We start from the raw sequence: 16,437 nt of genomic DNA, 5'->3' as shown, positions 1-16,437 counted from the left end.
TCGTTGAGGGACGGGGCCTGCCGATCTTTTCGCGCGCCCAGCGACACACAGGAGGACCGGAGTGAGCGAGCCGAACCACGAAGCCACCTCGGCGCACCCAGGGCCGGCCGATGCCGACGACATCGCCGACCTTGGTGACATCGGTGATATCGACGAGGCGCCATCGGATGGCCGTACCGACTCGCATGAGTTCCCCGCGACGTACGGTCAATACGGGGCCGCTTCAGCGCAGCCTGTCGGACACGACGAGGTGCCGCCCGTCGTCCCCGACAGTGATCCGTACGCCGCGCGGCCGCACCAGCAGCCGTATCACCCGCACCACCACGCGATGCAGCAGCCCATGCCAGGGCAGCCGGGGCCGCAGCAGGCCGTGCCCGGGTATCCGCCGCAGGTACCCGTCGATCAGCAGCAGCACATGATGCCGCCCATGGGGCAGCAGTATCCGCAGCAGCCGCCGCACAGGGGAAGGCACGCCGCTGGCCCGAACGGCGATCTCGCGTCGGCGCACCTGATCCGGCCGGTGAAGCGGCGGCCGCAGTCCGGCTGGCGCAAGGCCGTCTACGTGGCGAGCGGCAGGCTGATCAACCCGGGGGAGAGCCCGGAGGACCGCAGAAAGCGCGAGCTGATCATGCGGGTCAACCAGCCGCTGCGGGGCTGCTACAAGATCGCGATGCTCAGCCTCAAGGGCGGCGTCGGCAAGACGACGATGACCACGACCCTCGGCTCGACGTTCGCTTCGCTGCGCGGGGACAGGGTGGTCGCCGTCGACGCCAACCCCGACAGGGGCACGCTGTCGCAGAAGATCCCGATGGAGACGACGGCGACGGTTCGGCACCTGCTGCGCGACGCCGACCGGATCACGCGCTACAGCGACATCCGCGCCTACACCTCGCAGGGGCCAAGCAGGCTGGAGATCCTGGCGAGCGAGCAGGATCCCGCCGTCTCCGAGGCGTTCTCCGAGAACGACTACCGGCGCGCGGTCGATCTGCTTGAGCACTTCTACAACATCGTGCTGACCGACTGCGGCACCGGACTGATGCATTCCGCGATGAAGGGCGTGCTCGAGCTGGCCGACTCGCTGGTGCTCGTCTCATCTGGTTCGGTCGACGGCGCTCGCAGCGCATCGGCGACGCTGGACTGGCTGGACGCGCACGGGTACGGCGAGCTGGTGAAACGCTCCGTCGCGGTGATCAACTCGGTGCGGCCGAGGGCGGGATCGGTCGACCTGGACAAGCTGGAGGCACACTTCGCGGCGCGGGTGCGGGCGGTCTGCCAGATCCCGTTCGATCCGCATCTGGAGGAGGGGGCCGAGATCGAGCTGGACCAGCTGCACGACGCCACCCGCACGAAGCTGCTTGAGCTCGGCGCCGCCGTCGCGGACGGGTTCGGTGGCCAGTAGCGGGGTTAGCTGGCCCGGCGTGCTGATAGCCGGGCCAGTCGCACGAGCTACTCCTCTTCGTCCTTCTTTTTCTTGCGCTGCTGTTCGCTGAGCTTGCGCAAGAAATCCGGGTCGTCGTCGGGAGCGACTTGCGGGCGTTCTGTGGGCACTCCGACGCGCTCGGAGGCGACAAACGCCCGCCACAGCAGCACTGCGATCGTCACCGCGCCGATAGCGGCAAGCAGGTAGTGCATTCTCGCTCCTTCCATGGCGGGCAGGGGTGCCTACTACGAGGGTAGCCCGCTGGAGCTGAGATATGTGTAAACGCATCGAGCCGAAGGCGGCAGGCGGGTGCGTCACGGCACGCCCTGCCGTCTTCGGCTCGATGCCTACGCTGGGATGAGTCCCAGTCGTTACTCGACGAGGTCGGTGGCTTCCGTCGTCAACTTCGCGAGCAGTTCGTTGACCTCTTCTTCGCGGAACCTACGGTGCCCACCGGGCGTCCTGATCGATCCGATGCGACCCGCGGCAGCCCACCGGGTCACCGTCTTCGGGTCAACACGGAACAGGGATGCCACTTCGCCAGGGGTGAGCAGACGTCCCCCCGACTGAGGCACTGTTGCGGTCATCCTTCGAGCCTCCTTTGCGACTTTCGCTACTATCCCCGCATGACGTGAGTGCGGCATACGGACGCCCACGGATGGGCAAATAACACCACAATCATTGCACCGGACGCGTCGAGTACTCGAACGGTTGGCTGATAGTAAAGGGGAGGTAAGGGTCTTTAGGGGTACGAATCGGGCGTTAGGCACCGGTCATGCCGTGACGAAAGTTCACCGCATCCAGTCGCAACTCGCAAGGACTCGCTGGGCTCGCACCGTACCGCCGGGGTCCTGGGGTCACTCGGCCCGGTGGGGAAAGCGTAACGTGGTCTTTTGTGAGTGAACGGACTAACGACCGCTTCGGCGTCGACTTGACGCTGTATTTGCTCGCACGACTTGGGCTGGTCGCCGTGGTCACGGCGCTGCTCGTCGGGCTCGCGGGCGCGCCGCCGCTTGTCGCGCTGATCGTCGCGCTGGTCGTCAGCTTCCCGCTCGGCCTGCTGCTGTTCCGTGGGCTCAACGCGCGAGTCACGGCGGGTCTCGCGGTCAGGGGAGAGCGTCGTAAAGCCGAGAAGGCGCGGCTGCGCGCGGAACTGCGTGGCGACCGGGAGGCCGAAGGGGATTCCCAGACGTGAGTCGTCCCGATCCCGCATGGGTGGACGAGGCGGTGCGCGTCATCGATGCCGACGCCAACCGCAGCGCCGACACCCACCTGCACGTCTTCCCGCTGCCGCTGGAGTGGGGCATCGACCTGTATTTGAAGGACGAGTCGGTGCACCCGACCGGCTCGCTCAAGCACCGGCTCGCGCGGTCGCTGCTGCTGTACGGACTGGTCAACGGCGACATCGGGCCGAAAACCGTGCTTGTCGAGGCGTCGAGCGGGTCGACGGCGGTCTCCGAGGCGTACTTCGCCCGGCTGCTCGGGCTCGACTTCGTCACCGTTGTGCCGCGCAGCACGAGTAAAGAGAAGATCGACCTGATCGAGTTCTACGGCGGGCGCTGTCACTACGTCGATAAGCCGCCGGAGATCTACGCCGAGGCCGAACGGCTCGCGGCCGAGTGCGATGGGCACTATCTCGACCAGTTCACCTACGCAGAGCGTGCGACCGATTGGCGTGGCAACAACAACATCGCCGAGTCGATCTTCGCGCAGATGCGTCAGGAACGGCATCCAGTGCCCACCTGGGTCGTCGTCGGAGCGGGCACCGGCGGTACCAGCGCGACGCTGGGCCGCTACGTGCGTTATCGACGTCATGCCACCCGCATCGCGGTGGTCGACCCGGAGAATTCGTCCTTCTACCACGCCTGGTGCACCGGGGCGATGGACTACACCACCGGGATGCCGTCGCGGATCGAGGGAATCGGTCGGCCACGGGTGGAGCCGTCGTTCCTGCCGGGCGTGATCGATGAGATGCTGCCGATCCCGGACGCGGGGTCGTTCGCCGCGATCCGGCTGCTGCGGGAGCGCACCGGGCACTGGGCGGGTGGCTCGACCGGCACGAACCTCTACGGTGCGTTCCAACTGATCGCGCGGATGCTGGCGGAGGGCCGCACCGGGAGTGTGGTGACGCTGGTCTGCGACGGCGGCGAGCGGTACGCGCACACCTACTACGACGACGGGTGGATCGCCGAGCAGGGGCTGGACCTGGCACCGCACCGGGAGCGGCTGGAGTCATTCTTGGCCACGGGGCGCTGGGGCTAGCCGCTCAGGCCGCTGCCAGCACCGCGCCGGTGACGACCGCCCAGAGCAGGAGTGCCAGCCCGGTGTCGGCGAGGACGGGGATGAGTGCGCGGCCCGTCGCGCGGCTGAGGATGGTGCGTGCCGGGCGGAGTAACGCGAGCGCGGTCACGGACGCGAGCAGCACTGGCGGCAGTGCGAACGCCATCGCGATGGTCACCGCGAACGGCAGCACGATCAGCGCGAGGTAGAGCGTCCGCGTGTGGCGATCGCCGAGCTTGACCGCGAGGGTGCGCTTGCCAGCCTCGGCGTCGCTTGGGATGTCTCGCAGGTTGTTGGCCAGCAGCACCGCAGACGAGAACGCGCCCACCGCCACCGCGCTGCCCAGCGCGAGCAGGCTGACCGTGCCCGCCTGGACATAGACCGTGCCGAGCACGGCGGCGAGGCCGAAGAACACGAACACCGCGATCTCGCCGAAGCCCGCGTAGCCGTACGGGCGTGTGCCGCCGGTGTAAAACCATGCGCCGCCGACGCACGCCGCCCCGACCGCGAGCAGCCACCATGCGCCGCTGAGGATGACCAGCGCGAGCCCCGCGACGCAGGCGAGCACGAAACTGCTGAGTGCCGCCGCGAGCACGGACTTCGCTTCGGCGGTGCCGGAGGCGACCAGCCGCAGCGGTCCGACGCGATCGTCGTCGGTGCCACGCACGCCGTCGGAGTAGTCGTTCGCGTAGTTCACGCCGACGATCAGCGCCAGCGCGACGATGAGCGCCAGTGTCGAGCGCAGCCAGGAGAACGCGTCCAGTTCGGCCGCGGCCCCTGCGCCGACGACGACCGGCGCGACGGCGTTTGGCAGCGTGCGGAGACGTGCGCCCTGCACCCATGCGGTGATCGTTGCCATGGGGTGCATTCTTGCCGATGTCGCCGGGTGGGGTGCGACGAAGGGCTTCCTACTCGCGTGTGGCGCTCGCAAGAATCCCTTCTTGGCAATAATGCGCGGGTCAGCTTCGCAACAGGCGGCGCACGGCGTCGTGGTCCGGCTTGCCTGGACCCCGCAGCGGGAGTTCCGCGACGAACCGGACACGCTTCGGTGCGGACGGCGCGCCGAGGGCGGTCCGGACGTGCGCCGTGAGGTCGTCCGGTGCTGGTGGCCGCTCGGGGTCGTGCGGGACGACGGCGGCGACGACCGCCTCGCCCCAGTCCGGGTCTTGCAGGCCGACGACGCAGGCGTCCCGCACACCCCGGTGGGACAGCAGGGCATCCGCGACGGCGTGGGCGGCGACCTTTACCCCGCCGGTGTTGATGACGTCGTCCGCGCGTCCCAGGATCTCCAGGCGGCCGTCCGGGGAGATGCGGCCGAGGTCGTTGGTGTGGAACCAGCCGTCTCGGAAGGCGGCTGACGTCTCGGCATCGTCGTTCAGGTAACCGTCCGCCAGTATCGGTCCGGTGAGCCGCACGCGTCCTGCCTCGGTGGGCGCGTCTGTCGCCACCCGCACGCCGTCGAGCGGGACGCCGTCGTAGACGCAGCCGCCCGCCGTTTCGCTCATGCCGTACGCGCTGATCACGCGGACGCCGTTGTCCTCGGCGCGCTCGCGTAACCCGGTAGGCAGGGCGGCGCCGCCGATGATGATCGCGTCGAACGACGCCGCGGCGTCGGCTTGCCCGGCGTCGAGCAGCCGGGCGAGCTGTGTCGGCACCAGCGCGGTGTAGCGCGGACCTTCCCCCGGTAGGGCCTTGCTGACCTGCGCGAAGGCCTCGGGCTGGAAGCCACTGGACAGATCGAGCACGCCCGGCTCTGTGCCCGCGAGCAACGAACGCACCAGCACCTGCAAGCCGCCGATGTAATGCGCGGGCGTGGCGAGTAGCCAATGCCCTGGCCCGCCTAGTCGCGCGTGCGTGGCCGTCGCCGATGCGGTGAGCGCGCGGGCGGACAGCAGCACGTCCTTCGGTGTCCCCGTCGAGCCCGATGTCCTGATCACCGCGGCGGCCGACGACGGCGCGTCCGGCGGCGGTTCGGCGTCGGGGGTGTTGGCCGCGAGGGGCAGCACGGTGTCGCCGCCGTCGAGCGCGTCGGTTAGCGCCCGCATCAGCCTCCGCGCTGCGTCCGGCGTGCCGTCGACCTCCACCACGTTCATCCGAACGATTGTGCGGTATGTGGCCGTGGGCAGTGCGACGAAGGGCTCTTACTCACTCCCAGCCGGGCCGAACAACCTCCGCCGAAACTCGTCCCTGCCCGAAATCGGGCAAGAAGCTTGCTGAAACACTCGACCGGGTGACAGGCTGACGCCTGTGCCCGCTGCCGACCGACACCTGCCGGAAGATCTCGTCCGGCACGTCGCAGGCACGACAGGACTCCCGGAGAACGTCGCGGCGCGCGTGATCGCCGACGTCATCGCTTACTACGGCGAGACGCGGGAGGAGTACGTCCGGCGGCGGCATGCCGAACTGCGCCGCAGAGGCCGCAAGAACGCCGAGGCGTGGACGCGGATCGCAGCGGAACTGGCGCGGCGGCCAGTCGGCGCTGGCGAGGTGACGGAGCGTCAGCTACGGCGCATCGTCTACGGCTAACAAGGGAGGACACATGTGCGGCATCGTGGGCTACGTCGGCGGCAGACGCGCGACCCCGATCCTGCTTGAGGGCCTGCACCGGCTGGAGTATCGCGGCTACGACTCGGCCGGTATCGCCGTGCCGCACCGCAACCGGCTCAAGGTCACCAAGGCTGCCGTGCGGGTCGGTGAGCTGCGGGAACTCGTTGGCGAGGGACTGCCCGCGACGTCCGGCATCGCGCACACCCGCTGGGCCACCCACGGCGAGCCGACCGACGCCAACGCTCACCCGCAGCAGGACGCGAGCAAGCGCATCGCCGTCGTCCACAACGGCATCCTGGAAAACGCCGACGAGCTGCGGGCTCGCCTCACCGCCGACGGCGTCAGCTTCGCATCGGACACCGACACCGAGGCCATCGCGCACCTGGTCGCCAAAGCGCTCGACGACGGCGCGGAATCACTGGAAGCGGCGGTGCGCACCGCGTTGCACGACGTCGACGGCGCGTACGGGATCGTCGTCATCGACGCGACCAAGCCGGGGGAGCTGGTGGTCGCGCGCAACGGCAGCCCGATCGTGCTCGGTGTGGGCGACGGCGAGATGTTCGTCGCCTCCGACGTCGCCGCGCTGGTCCGCTATACCCAGAGCGTCGTCTACCTGGACGACGGCGAGCTGGCCACCCTGACGGCCGATGACTACCGCACCAGCACGTTGCAGGCCCGCAGCACAGCGAAGTCACCCACCACAGTGGACGTCGACGACACCGACTTCCAGCTCGACGGCTACGACAACTTCATGCACAAGGAGATGCACGAGCAGCCGGAGGCCATCCGGCGGGCGCTGCTCGGCAGGCTCGACGAGCGGTTCTCCACCGCCAGGCTCGGCGGGATCAACCTGGACGCACGGGCGCTCAGGGCCGTGCGCAGCGTGAAGTTCCTCGGCTGCGGCTCGGCGTACTACGCGGGCCAGATCGGCGCGAACCTTGTCGAGGAGCTGGCGCGGCTGCCAGCGGACGCCGAGCCCGCGTCGGAGTTCCGCTACCGCAACCCGGTCATCGACGGCGACACGCTCTACGTCGCCGTCAGCCAGTCAGGTGAAACCGCGGACACCCTCGCCGCCGTGCGCGAGCTGCAACGCAAGGGCGGGCAGGTCATCGGCGTCGTCAACGTCGTCGGCAGCGCCATCGCGCGGGAGTGCGGCCACGGCGTGCTGCTGCACTCAGGGCCAGAGGTGTCCGTGGCGTCGACCAAGGCCGTGACCAGTATGAGTTTCTCGTTCGCGTTGCTCGCACTGCTGCTCGGGCGGGTGCGTGACCTCTCGGTCGCCAATGGCACCCGGCTCGTCAACGGGCTCGCCGCGCTGCCAGAGCTGTTGGCCGAGATCTTGGCGACCGAGGACCAGATCGCCAAGGTCGCCGACCGATTCCACGAGGCGCGCGGGATGTTCTTCATCGGTCGCGTGCGGTGCTGGCCCGCCGCGCGCGAAGGCGCGCAGAAGCTCAAGGAGATCTCCTACGTTCACGCCGAGGCGTACCAGGCTTCCGAGTTGAAGCACGGGCCGCTCGCGCTGATCGACGAGACGATGCCGTCGGTGGTACTCGTCCCGGACGATGAACTGCTCGCCAAGAACGTCGGCACGATCGAGCAGATCAAGGCGCGTGGTGGCCCGGTGATCGCGGTGACCAACGCCGACCTGCCAGCCGGCCTCGTTGACGCCGAGATCCGCGTGCCGCACGCGACGCCGGAGCTGGACCCGATCCTGCTGACGATCCCGCTGCAACTGTTCGCCTATCACTTGGCGCTGCGCCTCGGCCGCGACATCGACAAGCCGCGCAACCTGGCGAAGAGTGTCACCGTGGAGTGAGAAGACCCGCTAGGCCTCCGCGAGGGCCTTGATGCCGTCGAGCGTGGTCCGCATGCCGTTGTGGAGGTCGTCCACCCGGTAGGCGACGATCGCCTCCTCCCGGTCCGGCGCGCGGTCGATGGCCAGCGTGAGCCCGGACGGACCCGGCCCGAGCCGGGCGGACTGCCGCAGCAGCGTCGCGTCGCCGTCGCCGTCCGGCGCCAGCTCGAACCGCCAGGTCGCCGCGGGAGCGTCCGGCTTCGCGGCCGATCCGCCGAAGACGCCGTCCGCGTCGAAGACCGCCCAGGCGAACACGCGCTCCGGCACCAGCTCGACGACCCGCGAGAGCGTCCGCCACTCGCCGAGGATCTGGTTGCGGTTGTGCCCGATGAACGTCGCACCGAGCGCGGGACCGGTCGCGTCGCCGGTCCACTCGACTCGCTGCAGCTCGGGACTGAACCGGACGGGCAGTTCGATGTCGCTCACCAGCGACCACACCCGCGACGGCGACGCTTGTACCCGGCACTCGACGTGCGCTTCCGGTGCGTCCGCGTACCTCACGCCACACTCCCGTTCTCGGCTAGCTGTGCCGCACGTAGTTGATCAGCTTCCTGCGCCGTGCGACCAGGGTATGTCCGATATTTTCGGTTCTCGTGGTCGCGGCGCGCAGGAAGTAGATCAACACCGGACCACTCGGCACCGCACGGCACGCCGTCAGTAAAAGTACGGATACGCCGACCAGTCCGGCTCCCGCTTCTGCAGGAACGAGTCCCTGCCCTCGACGGCTTCGTCCGTCATGTACGCCAGCCGCGTGGTCTCGCCAGCGAACAGTTGCTGGCCGACAAGGCCGTCGTCGACCAGGTTGAAGGCGTACTTGAGCATCCGCTGCGCCGTTGGCGACTTGCCATTGACGTCCCACGCCCACTCCAGCGCCTCGGCCTCAAGCGACTCGTGCGGCACGACGGCGTTGACCGCGCCCATGTTGTGCATCTGTTCGGCGTCGTATGAGCGGCCGAGGAAGAAGATCTCCCGCGCGAACTTCTGCCCGACCATCTTCGCCAGGTACGCCGAGCCGAATCCGCCGTCGAACGAGCCGACGTCGGCGTCGGTCTGCTTGAATCGCGCGTGCTCGCGCGAGGCGAGTGTGAGATCGCACACCACGTGCAGCGAGTGGCCGCCGCCCGCTGCCCAACCAGGCACCACGCAGATCACGACCTTCGGCATGAAACGGATCAACCGCTGCACCTCGAGGATGTGCAGCCGACCGGCCCGCGCCGGGTCCACCGTGTCTGACGTCTCCCCGTCGGCGTACTGATATCCGGTCTTGCCGCGAATACGCTGGTCACCACCGGAACAGAACGCCCAGCCGCCATCGCGCGGCGACGGTCCGTTCCCGGTGAGCAGGACGGCGCCGACGTCGGAGCACATCCTCGCGTGGTCGAGCGCGCGGTACAGCTCGTCCACAGTGTGCGGACGGAACGCGTTGCGCACGTCAGGACGGTTGAAGGCAATCCGGAGCACGCGCTTACCCGAGCGGCTCTCGGTGGAGCAGTGATAGGTGATGTCGGTGAAGTCGAACCCGTCGACCTCTTCCCACGCGGAGGGGTCGAACAGTTCGGACACTCGTGTGGCTGGCATGTCTGGGAGAATATGCCGTGTGCCGACACCCAGTGATCGCAGCGGGGCCGCCAGGTGAATCCGTCGACAGCTCAGGCGAGGGTGCTCGTCGACGAACTCGTGCGCAACACCGTGTCGCACGTCGTGCTGTGCCCAGGCTCCCGAAACGCGCCGCTGTCCATGGCGCTGTTCGATGCCGCCGAGGCGGGCAGGGTCAGCCTGCACGTTCGCATTGACGAGCGCTCCGCTGGCTTCCTTGCGCTGGGCATCGCCGCGCGTACCGGACGTCCCACCGTGGTCGTCTGCACCTCTGGCACCGCTGCCGCCAACTTCCACCCCGCCGTGCTCGAAGCCGACCGCGCGGGGGTGCCGCTGATCGTGCTGACCGCCGACCGCCCGCCCGAGCTGCGCGCGTCCGGCGCGAACCAGGTCATCGACCAGGATCGGCTCTACGGCGATGCCGTTCGCTACTTCAATGAGCTGGCTATCGCCGACACCCACACCGGGCAGAACGCCTACTGGCGCAGCCAGGTCTGCCGGGCGTGGAACGCCGCCTACGGCGAGTGGCGTTCCGGTCCGGTGCACCTCAACGTGCCGTTTCGCGAGCCGCTGGTCCCCGACGCGGGGCAGGACGCCGATGCGTGGCCGGAACCACTCGACGGCAGGCCAAACGGCCAGCGCTGGACCGAACTGCCCGACTACGGCGCGCTGCCCGCGTTCGTCGTGCCCTCCACCCGTACCGGCCTCGTCATCGCCTGTGACTCGGGGGTCGCGGCGGCCGCCGAGTGGGCGGAGGCCAATGGCTGGCCGTTGATCGCCGAGACCGGTGGTGCGGGGGTGTCTGGCGACTCCGCGATCACCAGCGGCGCGTGGCTGCTCGCGGTGCCGGAGTTTGTCGCGGCCCATAAGCCGGAGCAGGTCCTCTGCATCGGACGTCCCACGGTGTTCCGGCAGGTGCAGCAACTGCTCGCGGACGCGGACGTTGAGGTGCTGCTCGTCCGGCCGGACACGGACTGGCCAGCGCCTGCCCACAACGTGCGGCAGGTCGGGCAGTGGTTCGCCGAGCCGACGAAGCCCGCCGACCCAGAGTGGCTCGCGTGCTGGCGTGCCGCCGACGCCGCCGCCCGCGACGCCGTGAACGCCGCACTCGCCGCAGAGCCGTGGCCGACCGGCCCCGCCGTGGCCGCCGACGTCATGGCCGCGCTGCCCAGCGACTCGCTGCTGGTTGTCGGCTCGTCCAACCCGACTCGCGATATCGCGCTCGCAGCTGGTCCGGTGCGGCCCGACGTGATCGTGCACCGCAACCGGGGCGTAGCAGGCATCGACGGCACGGTGTCCGCCGCCGTCGGCGCCGCTTTGGTGCACCACGGCCCGTCGTATGCGTTGCTCGGTGACCTGACGTTCCTGCACGACAGCAACGGTCTGCTCACCGGTACTCTCGAACGCCGCCCCGACTTGACGATCGTGGTCGTCAACGACGACGGCGGCGGTATCTTCTCGCTGCTCGAACAGGGTGAACCGGCGCACAGCCGCAGCTTCGAGCGGGTCTTCGGCACGCCACACGGCGCGAATATCGGGGCGCTCTGCGCGGGCTACGGCGTCCCGCACACGCTGGTGACCAGCAGCGATGAGCTGCGCGATGCGCTGCGGCCGCCGGACGGCCTGCGCGTTGTCGAGGTCGGTATCGACCGTGACACCCGCAGGGACCTGCACGGCAGGCTGCGCGCGGCCGTCTCCCGCGCGGTGCGGGACGGCGTCGGTGCCTGACGGGACGGCAGTGCGTGACGGCGCCGCAGTAGCCTCTGCAGGTGTGACGACGATGGCGCGGCAGCGACGGCGATGGCGGATCGCGCGCTGGGTTGTGCTCGGCGTCGCTGGCCTGATCACGCTGCTGATGCTGGTCCTTGTGCTCGCCGCCTACCGCAATGACAGCGCGATCGAGTCGAACCTCGGTGCGGCTAACGCCGAGGTGCTGTCGGTCGGCTGGGACCGGACTATCGTCCGGTTCGAGACAGCGGACGGCGCGGTGCACATCTCGCAGGACGGCGTGCTCTACCCAGGTGGCCTCGTTGAGGGGCAGTTGGTGCACGTCGAGTACGACGTCACCAACCCCGACCTGGTGCGGGTCGCTGGCAGGACGTTCACGCTGAGCCTGCTCCCCACGGGTGTCACCATCGCGGTCACCTGGCTCATCGCGGGCCCGTTGCTCTGGTGGCTCCGCCGTCGCGAGTCCCCCGCTTAGGTGCCGCGAGTCGCACCTTGGTGGCCGCGAGTCGCACCCTATTTCGCGTGAGTCGCACCTTGGTGGTCGTGAGTCGCACCCGCCCCCGACTAGGCTGCACGACATGTCTCGCGCGAGCCTTGACAAAGATCCCCGCGACGTCGCCGCGATGTTCGACGACGTCGCCAGCGGCTATGACCGGGCGAACTCGGTCATGACGTTCGGCTTCGACCGCCGCTGGCGCATCACAACCGGCAGGGTGCTCAATGCCCAGCCTGGCGAGCGGGTGCTCGACCTCGCCGCGGGCACCGGTGTGTCCACAGTGGAGTTCGGCCAGGCTGGCGCGTGGTGTGTCGCCGCGGACTTCTCGCTCGGCATGCTGCGCAGCGGCAAACACCGGCAGGTGCCGATGGTGGCCGCCGACGCGCTCCGGCTGCCGTTCGCTGACGAGAGCTTCGACGCCGTGACGATCGCGTTCGGCCTGCGCAACTTCGTCGACACCAAGGCAGCGCTGACCGAGATCGCCCGCGTGGTTAAGCCGGGCGGCAGGCTGGTGATCTGCGAGGTGTCCACGCCACCATTCGCGCCGATCCGGCTGATGCACGAGAAGGTCCTGATGCGCGCGCTGACCTGGCTCGGCAAGCGCCAGTCGTCCAATCCGGATGCGTACTCCTACCTCGCGGAGTCCATGGCCGCGTGGCCGGAGCAGCACCAGCTTGGCGAGATCATCGCCTCGGCTGGCTGGGAGAACGTCGAGTGGCTGAACCTCACCTTCGGCGTCGTCGCGGTACACCGGGCCACCAAGCCAACGGCATAGGCGCACGCGGACGGCGCCACCTCGGTCGATCTTGAGGCGTTCTGGTCGCCATAGCAGCCACAACGCCTCAAGATCGCCTCGGCTAACACCGCCTGCACCCGCGCCGCCGGCGCGCGCCGTGGTGCACATCTCGACGGCCGGATAGATCACGCCCCGTACAGTGTCGGATATGAGCCAGACGCCTAGCCGACGCGCGCCGCACGAGGACGCCGACGTCCTTGTCGTCGGCGCTGGACCAGCGGGATCGACGGCAGCGACCTACCTCGCACGGGCAGGCCTCGACGTCCTTGTACTGGAGAAGACGTCGTTTCCCAGGGAGAAGGTCTGCGGCGATGGGCTCACCCCGCGCGGTGTGAAGCAGCTGATCGACCTCGGGATCGACACCCGCGAAGAGGCGGGCTGGGTGCACAGCACCGGCCTGCGCATCCTGGCGGGCGACATCACGCTGGAACTGCCGTGGCCGGATCTGGCCAGCTACCCGCCGTACGGCGTCTCCCGCACCCGCGACGACTTTGACCAGCTGCTCGCGCAGACAGCGCAGAAAGCCGGCGCGCGGTTGTACGAACGAACATCGGTGACCGGCGCCGTCACCGACGAGCGCACCGGGCGCGTTATCGGCGTCACCGCCAAGGTCGGCCCGGAGAAGACCCCGGTGACCTACCGCGCGCCGCTGGTGCTCGCCTGTGACGGCGTGTCGGGTCGGATCGCGCGCAGCGTCGGCATCGACCGCAACGACAAGCGCCCGATGGGCGTCGCTGTCCGGCGCTACTACAAGAGTCCTCGCCACGACGAGCCCTACATCGAGGGCCACCTCGAGCTGTGGGATCGCAGCGACCCCGCCAACCCGCGCCTGCTGCCCGGCTACGGCTGGGCGTTCCCGCTTGGCGACGGCACGGTCAACGTCGGGCTCGGGATGTTGTCAACCTCGGCGGCGTTCCGCAACACCGACTACCGTGCGCTGCTGCGCACGTGGCTCGACTCGACGCCGGAGGAGTGGGGCTTCCGCGAGGAGAACGCGGTCGGCAAGATCGGCGGCGCTGGCCTGCCGATGGGCTTCAACCGTACCCCGCACTACCGCGACGGCCTGCTGCTGCTTGGCGACGCGGGCGGCATGGTGAGCCCGTTCAACGGCGAGGGCATATCCGCCGCCATGGAATCCGCTCAGGTCGCCGCCGAGTGCGTGGTGCAGGCGCTCGCGCGGCCGGAGGGTCCGTCGCGGGAGCGCGCGCTGGCGGCGTACCCGCTCGCGCTGTCCGAGCTGATGGGCGGCTACTACCAGCTCGGCAACGCGTTCGCGAAGGCCATCGGCAACCCGAAGGTGATGCGAACCGCGACGAAGTACGGGCTGCGGATCAATCGGCTGATCCCGTTGATCTACAAGGGCCTTTCCGGCTGCTACGACGCCAAGGGCGGCGACGCCGTCGACCGCATCATCGCCGCGGCGTCCCGGCTCGCTCCAGCGCCCCGCTGAGCACCGCGCGACACCGCGTCCCCTGAGCGCGCTCACCGGCGCCTCAAGCCGCCGAACGCGCCCGCGCGGCCTCGCGCCGCACGCCGCGCATCCGGGGGAGACGCCCGCCACAAGTTACCCGCTGGTAACCCTGCGTTGTGAGAACCGTAACACCGCATGGCGAATGTGACCGACGGCTCTCTCAACTGGGCGTTTCACGCTCGATTTCGCATCATGCGGACGGAAACGACGGCCGTTGACCATCCCCCGCAGACAAGAACGTGACGAGGGTCCTAGACTGCGGTCCCAAAGCCTTGTGAACCCCTTCACAACGTCGCTGCCAGGGCTCGTGAAGGATTTCACAAGCCTATTGTGCCATCGCGGAAGGGATGGGTGTGGTCATGCCGGACGACATCGCAGCTTCGGGCGGGCTCGATGCCTACCTGCCGCTGGTGATGCTCCTCGCGCTCTCGTTCGGGTTCGCCGTGTTCTCGGTGGCGATCGCCCCGCTCGTCGGGCCGAAGCGGTTCAACAAAGCCAAGAGCGAGCCGTATGAGTGCGGCATCGAGCCCTCGCCGCAGCCGGTCGCTGGTGGTGGGCGGATTCCGGTGAAGTTCTACCTGACCGGGATGCTGTTCATCCTCTTCGACATCGAAATGGTCTTCCTCTATCCGTACGCGGTGGCAGCGGACGCCGTTGGGATGTTCGGCTTCATCGCCGTCACCATCTTCATCGTCGCGATCACGATTCCCTACGTGTACGAGTGGGCGCGAGGGGGCCTGGAATGGGACTGATCGGGCCTGCGGTGTCCGCGATCGACGTTCAGGGAGGAGCCTGGCATGGGGCTTGAGGAGAAACTGCCGAGCGGGGTTTTGCTCGCCAGCGTGGAGAAACTGGCTAACTGGTCGCGTCAGTCCTCGCTGTGGCCCGCGACGTTCGGCCTCGCGTGCTGTGCCATCGAGATGATGACCAGCGGCGGCCCCCGCTACGACCTGTCGCGGTTCGGCATGGAGGTGTTCCGGGCTTCGCCTCGGCAGGCGGATCTGATGATCGTCGCTGGCAGGGTCAGCCAGAAGATGGCCCCCGTTCTGCGCCAGATCTACGACCAGATGTCCGAGCCCAAGTGGGTGCTCTCCATGGGGGTCTGCGCCTCGTCCGGTGGCATGTTCAACAACTACGCCATCGTGCAGGGTGTCGATCACATCGTGCCGGTGGACATGTACCTGCCTGGGTGCCCGCCCCGGCCGGAGATGCTGATCGACGCGATCATGAAGCTGCACGAGAAGATCAAGCACGAGCCGATGGGCCCGAACCGCGCCAAGCTCAAGGCGGAGAAGGGCGAGGAACTCGCGCTCCCGCCGTCGTCCGTCGCCCACGCCTCGGCCAAGACCCGTGACGAGCGGCTGCGAACCGTCCCGCCCAACGAGGTGGAAGGCAAACGCAGCAGCACCATCCCGCTGCAACTGCTAGAGGAGCGCTGACGCTGGCGTGACCGAATCTGACGAGCCCACCACCACAGAGAACCAGGACGGTCAGCCGCAGCCCGGCGAGGCCCAGTCCAGCGCGGAGCGTAAGGAAGCCGGTCTCGAGCCGTTCGGCACCGAGCCCGCCCGCGCGGTCGTCGCGGGCCGCGAGCGCAAGGGCATGTTCGGTGTTCGAGGCACGGGGGACACCTCGGGCTATGGCGGCCTCCGGCTGCCCGCCTACACCCCGCCCGCGGCGGAGCGGCCGTTCGGCGGCGGTTTCGACGAGTTCGCTGACGAGTTCCTCGCGGCGCTCTCGGACAGGGGCATCGACGCGAGCGTGATCCAGCAGGTGACCATCGACCGCGGTGAGATCACCTTCTACGTGCAGCGCGAGCACCTGGTCGAGGTGTGCCGCACGCTGCGGGACGACTCGGGGCTGCGGTTCGAGATGTGCAGCTCGGTGTCCGGCGTTGACTACGGTCCCGACGTGCCGCAGCGGCTGCACTCGGTCTATCACCTGCTGTCGATGACCTACCGGCGCCGGATTCGGCTCGAGGTCTGCCTCGACATCGACGACCCGCACGTGCCATCCATTGTGGACGTCTACCCGACGGCCGACTGGCACGAGCGGGAGGCCTACGACATGTTCGGCATCGTCTACGACGGCCACCCCGCGCTGACCAGGATCCTGATGCCGGATGACTGGGACGGCTATCCGCAGCGCAAGGACTACCCGCTCGGTGGCATCCCCGTGGAATACAAGGGCACCGAGATCCCACCACCGGACCAGCGGAGGGCGTACTCGTGACAGAGCGGCTTTC

Annotated in this window: 18 protein-coding genes; 12 read left to right on the top strand and 6 right to left on the bottom strand. The window is 68.7% G+C overall.

Going from position 1 to position 16,437, the window contains the following annotated elements; all coding sequences use genetic code 11:
• The first annotated feature begins 61 nt into the window (after positions 1–61).
• A complete protein-coding gene (locus tag AMYHA_RS01310; RefSeq protein ID WP_034267134.1) occupies positions 62–1,399 on the top strand; it encodes a MinD/ParA family ATP-binding protein in 1,338 nt (445 codons plus the stop codon).
• 47 nt (positions 1,400–1,446) lie between these two features.
• Here the strand turns inward: AMYHA_RS01310 and AMYHA_RS01305 are convergent, their stop codons facing one another.
• Both AMYHA_RS01305 and AMYHA_RS01300 read right to left on the bottom strand, forming a co-directional pair.
• Complete coding sequence (locus AMYHA_RS01305) at positions 1,447–1,632, bottom strand: hypothetical protein (RefSeq protein WP_034267131.1); 186 nt, start codon at positions 1,630–1,632, stop codon at positions 1,447–1,449.
• 159 nt (positions 1,633–1,791) lie between these two features.
• Positions 1,792–2,007, bottom strand: coding sequence for a BldC family transcriptional regulator (locus AMYHA_RS01300; RefSeq protein WP_034267129.1), 216 nt, complete (start codon positions 2,005–2,007; stop codon positions 1,792–1,794).
• 308 nt (positions 2,008–2,315) lie between these two features.
• Between AMYHA_RS01300 and AMYHA_RS01295 the strand changes: the two genes are divergently transcribed.
• Positions 2,316–2,615, top strand: coding sequence for a DUF4229 domain-containing protein (locus tag AMYHA_RS01295; RefSeq protein ID WP_034267127.1), 300 nt, complete (start codon positions 2,316–2,318; stop codon positions 2,613–2,615).
• Positions 2,612–3,682: an L-cysteine desulfhydrase Cds1 gene (gene cds1, locus AMYHA_RS01290; protein WP_034267125.1), complete on the top strand. Its 1,071-nt coding sequence runs from the start codon at positions 2,612–2,614 to the stop codon at positions 3,680–3,682. The genes AMYHA_RS01295 and cds1 overlap by 4 nt, the downstream gene beginning before the upstream one ends.
• Positions 3,683–3,686: 4 nt before the next feature.
• Here the strand turns inward: cds1 and AMYHA_RS01285 are convergent, their stop codons facing one another.
• Positions 3,687–4,559, bottom strand: coding sequence for a 1,4-dihydroxy-2-naphthoate polyprenyltransferase (locus AMYHA_RS01285; protein ID WP_034267122.1), 873 nt, complete (start codon positions 4,557–4,559; stop codon positions 3,687–3,689).
• A gap of 100 nt (positions 4,560–4,659) precedes the next feature.
• On the bottom strand, positions 4,660–5,793 hold the full coding sequence (gene menE / locus AMYHA_RS01280) for an o-succinylbenzoate--CoA ligase (RefSeq protein ID WP_034267119.1): 1,134 nt from the start codon (positions 5,791–5,793) through the stop codon (positions 4,660–4,662).
• A 154-nt stretch (positions 5,794–5,947) separates the two neighbouring features.
• Between menE and AMYHA_RS01275 the strand changes: the two genes are divergently transcribed.
• Together AMYHA_RS01275 and glmS are read left to right on the top strand one after the other, a co-directional pair.
• Positions 5,948–6,226, top strand: coding sequence for a hypothetical protein (locus tag AMYHA_RS01275; RefSeq protein ID WP_231104589.1), 279 nt, complete (start codon positions 5,948–5,950; stop codon positions 6,224–6,226).
• Between the two features lie 13 nt (positions 6,227–6,239).
• Complete coding sequence (gene glmS / locus AMYHA_RS01270; RefSeq protein ID WP_034267117.1) at positions 6,240–8,066, top strand: glutamine--fructose-6-phosphate transaminase (isomerizing); 1,827 nt, start codon at positions 6,240–6,242, stop codon at positions 8,064–8,066.
• A gap of 9 nt (positions 8,067–8,075) precedes the next feature.
• Here the strand turns inward: glmS and AMYHA_RS01265 are convergent, their stop codons facing one another.
• Positions 8,076–8,606, bottom strand: coding sequence for an SRPBCC family protein (locus tag AMYHA_RS01265; RefSeq protein WP_034267115.1), 531 nt, complete (start codon positions 8,604–8,606; stop codon positions 8,076–8,078).
• Between the two features lie 153 nt (positions 8,607–8,759).
• On the bottom strand, positions 8,760–9,683 hold the full coding sequence (locus AMYHA_RS01260) for a 1,4-dihydroxy-2-naphthoyl-CoA synthase (protein ID WP_034267111.1): 924 nt from the start codon (positions 9,681–9,683) through the stop codon (positions 8,760–8,762).
• 54 nt (positions 9,684–9,737) lie between these two features.
• On the opposite strand from AMYHA_RS01260, the gene menD reads away from it, so the two are divergent.
• The 7 genes from menD (at position 9,738) to AMYHA_RS01225 (ending at position 16,424) form a co-directional block, all read left to right on the top strand.
• Positions 9,738–11,429, top strand: coding sequence for a 2-succinyl-5-enolpyruvyl-6-hydroxy-3-cyclohexene-1-carboxylic-acid synthase (gene menD / locus AMYHA_RS01255; protein ID WP_034267109.1), 1,692 nt, complete (start codon positions 9,738–9,740; stop codon positions 11,427–11,429).
• A gap of 52 nt (positions 11,430–11,481) precedes the next feature.
• Positions 11,482–11,904, top strand: a complete 423-nt coding sequence (locus AMYHA_RS01250) for a DUF3592 domain-containing protein (RefSeq protein WP_034267106.1) — start codon at positions 11,482–11,484, stop codon at positions 11,902–11,904.
• Between the two features lie 103 nt (positions 11,905–12,007).
• On the top strand, positions 12,008–12,700 hold the full coding sequence (locus AMYHA_RS01245; protein ID WP_034267103.1) for a demethylmenaquinone methyltransferase: 693 nt from the start codon (positions 12,008–12,010) through the stop codon (positions 12,698–12,700).
• 169 nt (positions 12,701–12,869) lie between these two features.
• A complete protein-coding gene (locus AMYHA_RS01240; RefSeq protein WP_034267100.1) occupies positions 12,870–14,171 on the top strand; it encodes a geranylgeranyl reductase family protein in 1,302 nt (433 codons plus the stop codon).
• A 380-nt stretch (positions 14,172–14,551) separates the two neighbouring features.
• Entirely contained in the window at positions 14,552–14,944 is a 393-nt protein-coding gene (locus AMYHA_RS01235; protein WP_034275334.1) for an NADH-quinone oxidoreductase subunit A, read from the top strand.
• Between the two features lie 45 nt (positions 14,945–14,989).
• Positions 14,990–15,631 carry a NuoB/complex I 20 kDa subunit family protein gene (locus AMYHA_RS01230; protein ID WP_084036683.1) on the top strand — a complete coding sequence of 214 codons (642 nt, stop codon included), beginning with the start codon at positions 14,990–14,992 and terminating at the stop codon, positions 15,629–15,631.
• Positions 15,632–15,638: 7 nt separating this feature from the next.
• Entirely contained in the window at positions 15,639–16,424 is a 786-nt protein-coding gene (locus AMYHA_RS01225; RefSeq protein WP_034267097.1) for an NADH-quinone oxidoreductase subunit C, read from the top strand.
• Positions 16,425–16,437 lie beyond the last annotated feature (13 nt).

This window comes from Haloechinothrix halophila YIM 93223 (genome assembly GCF_000504245.1).
Classification (GTDB): domain Bacteria; phylum Actinomycetota; class Actinomycetes; order Mycobacteriales; family Pseudonocardiaceae; genus Haloechinothrix_A; species Haloechinothrix_A halophila.
This window is presented reverse-complemented; position numbering and strand designations above follow the sequence as displayed.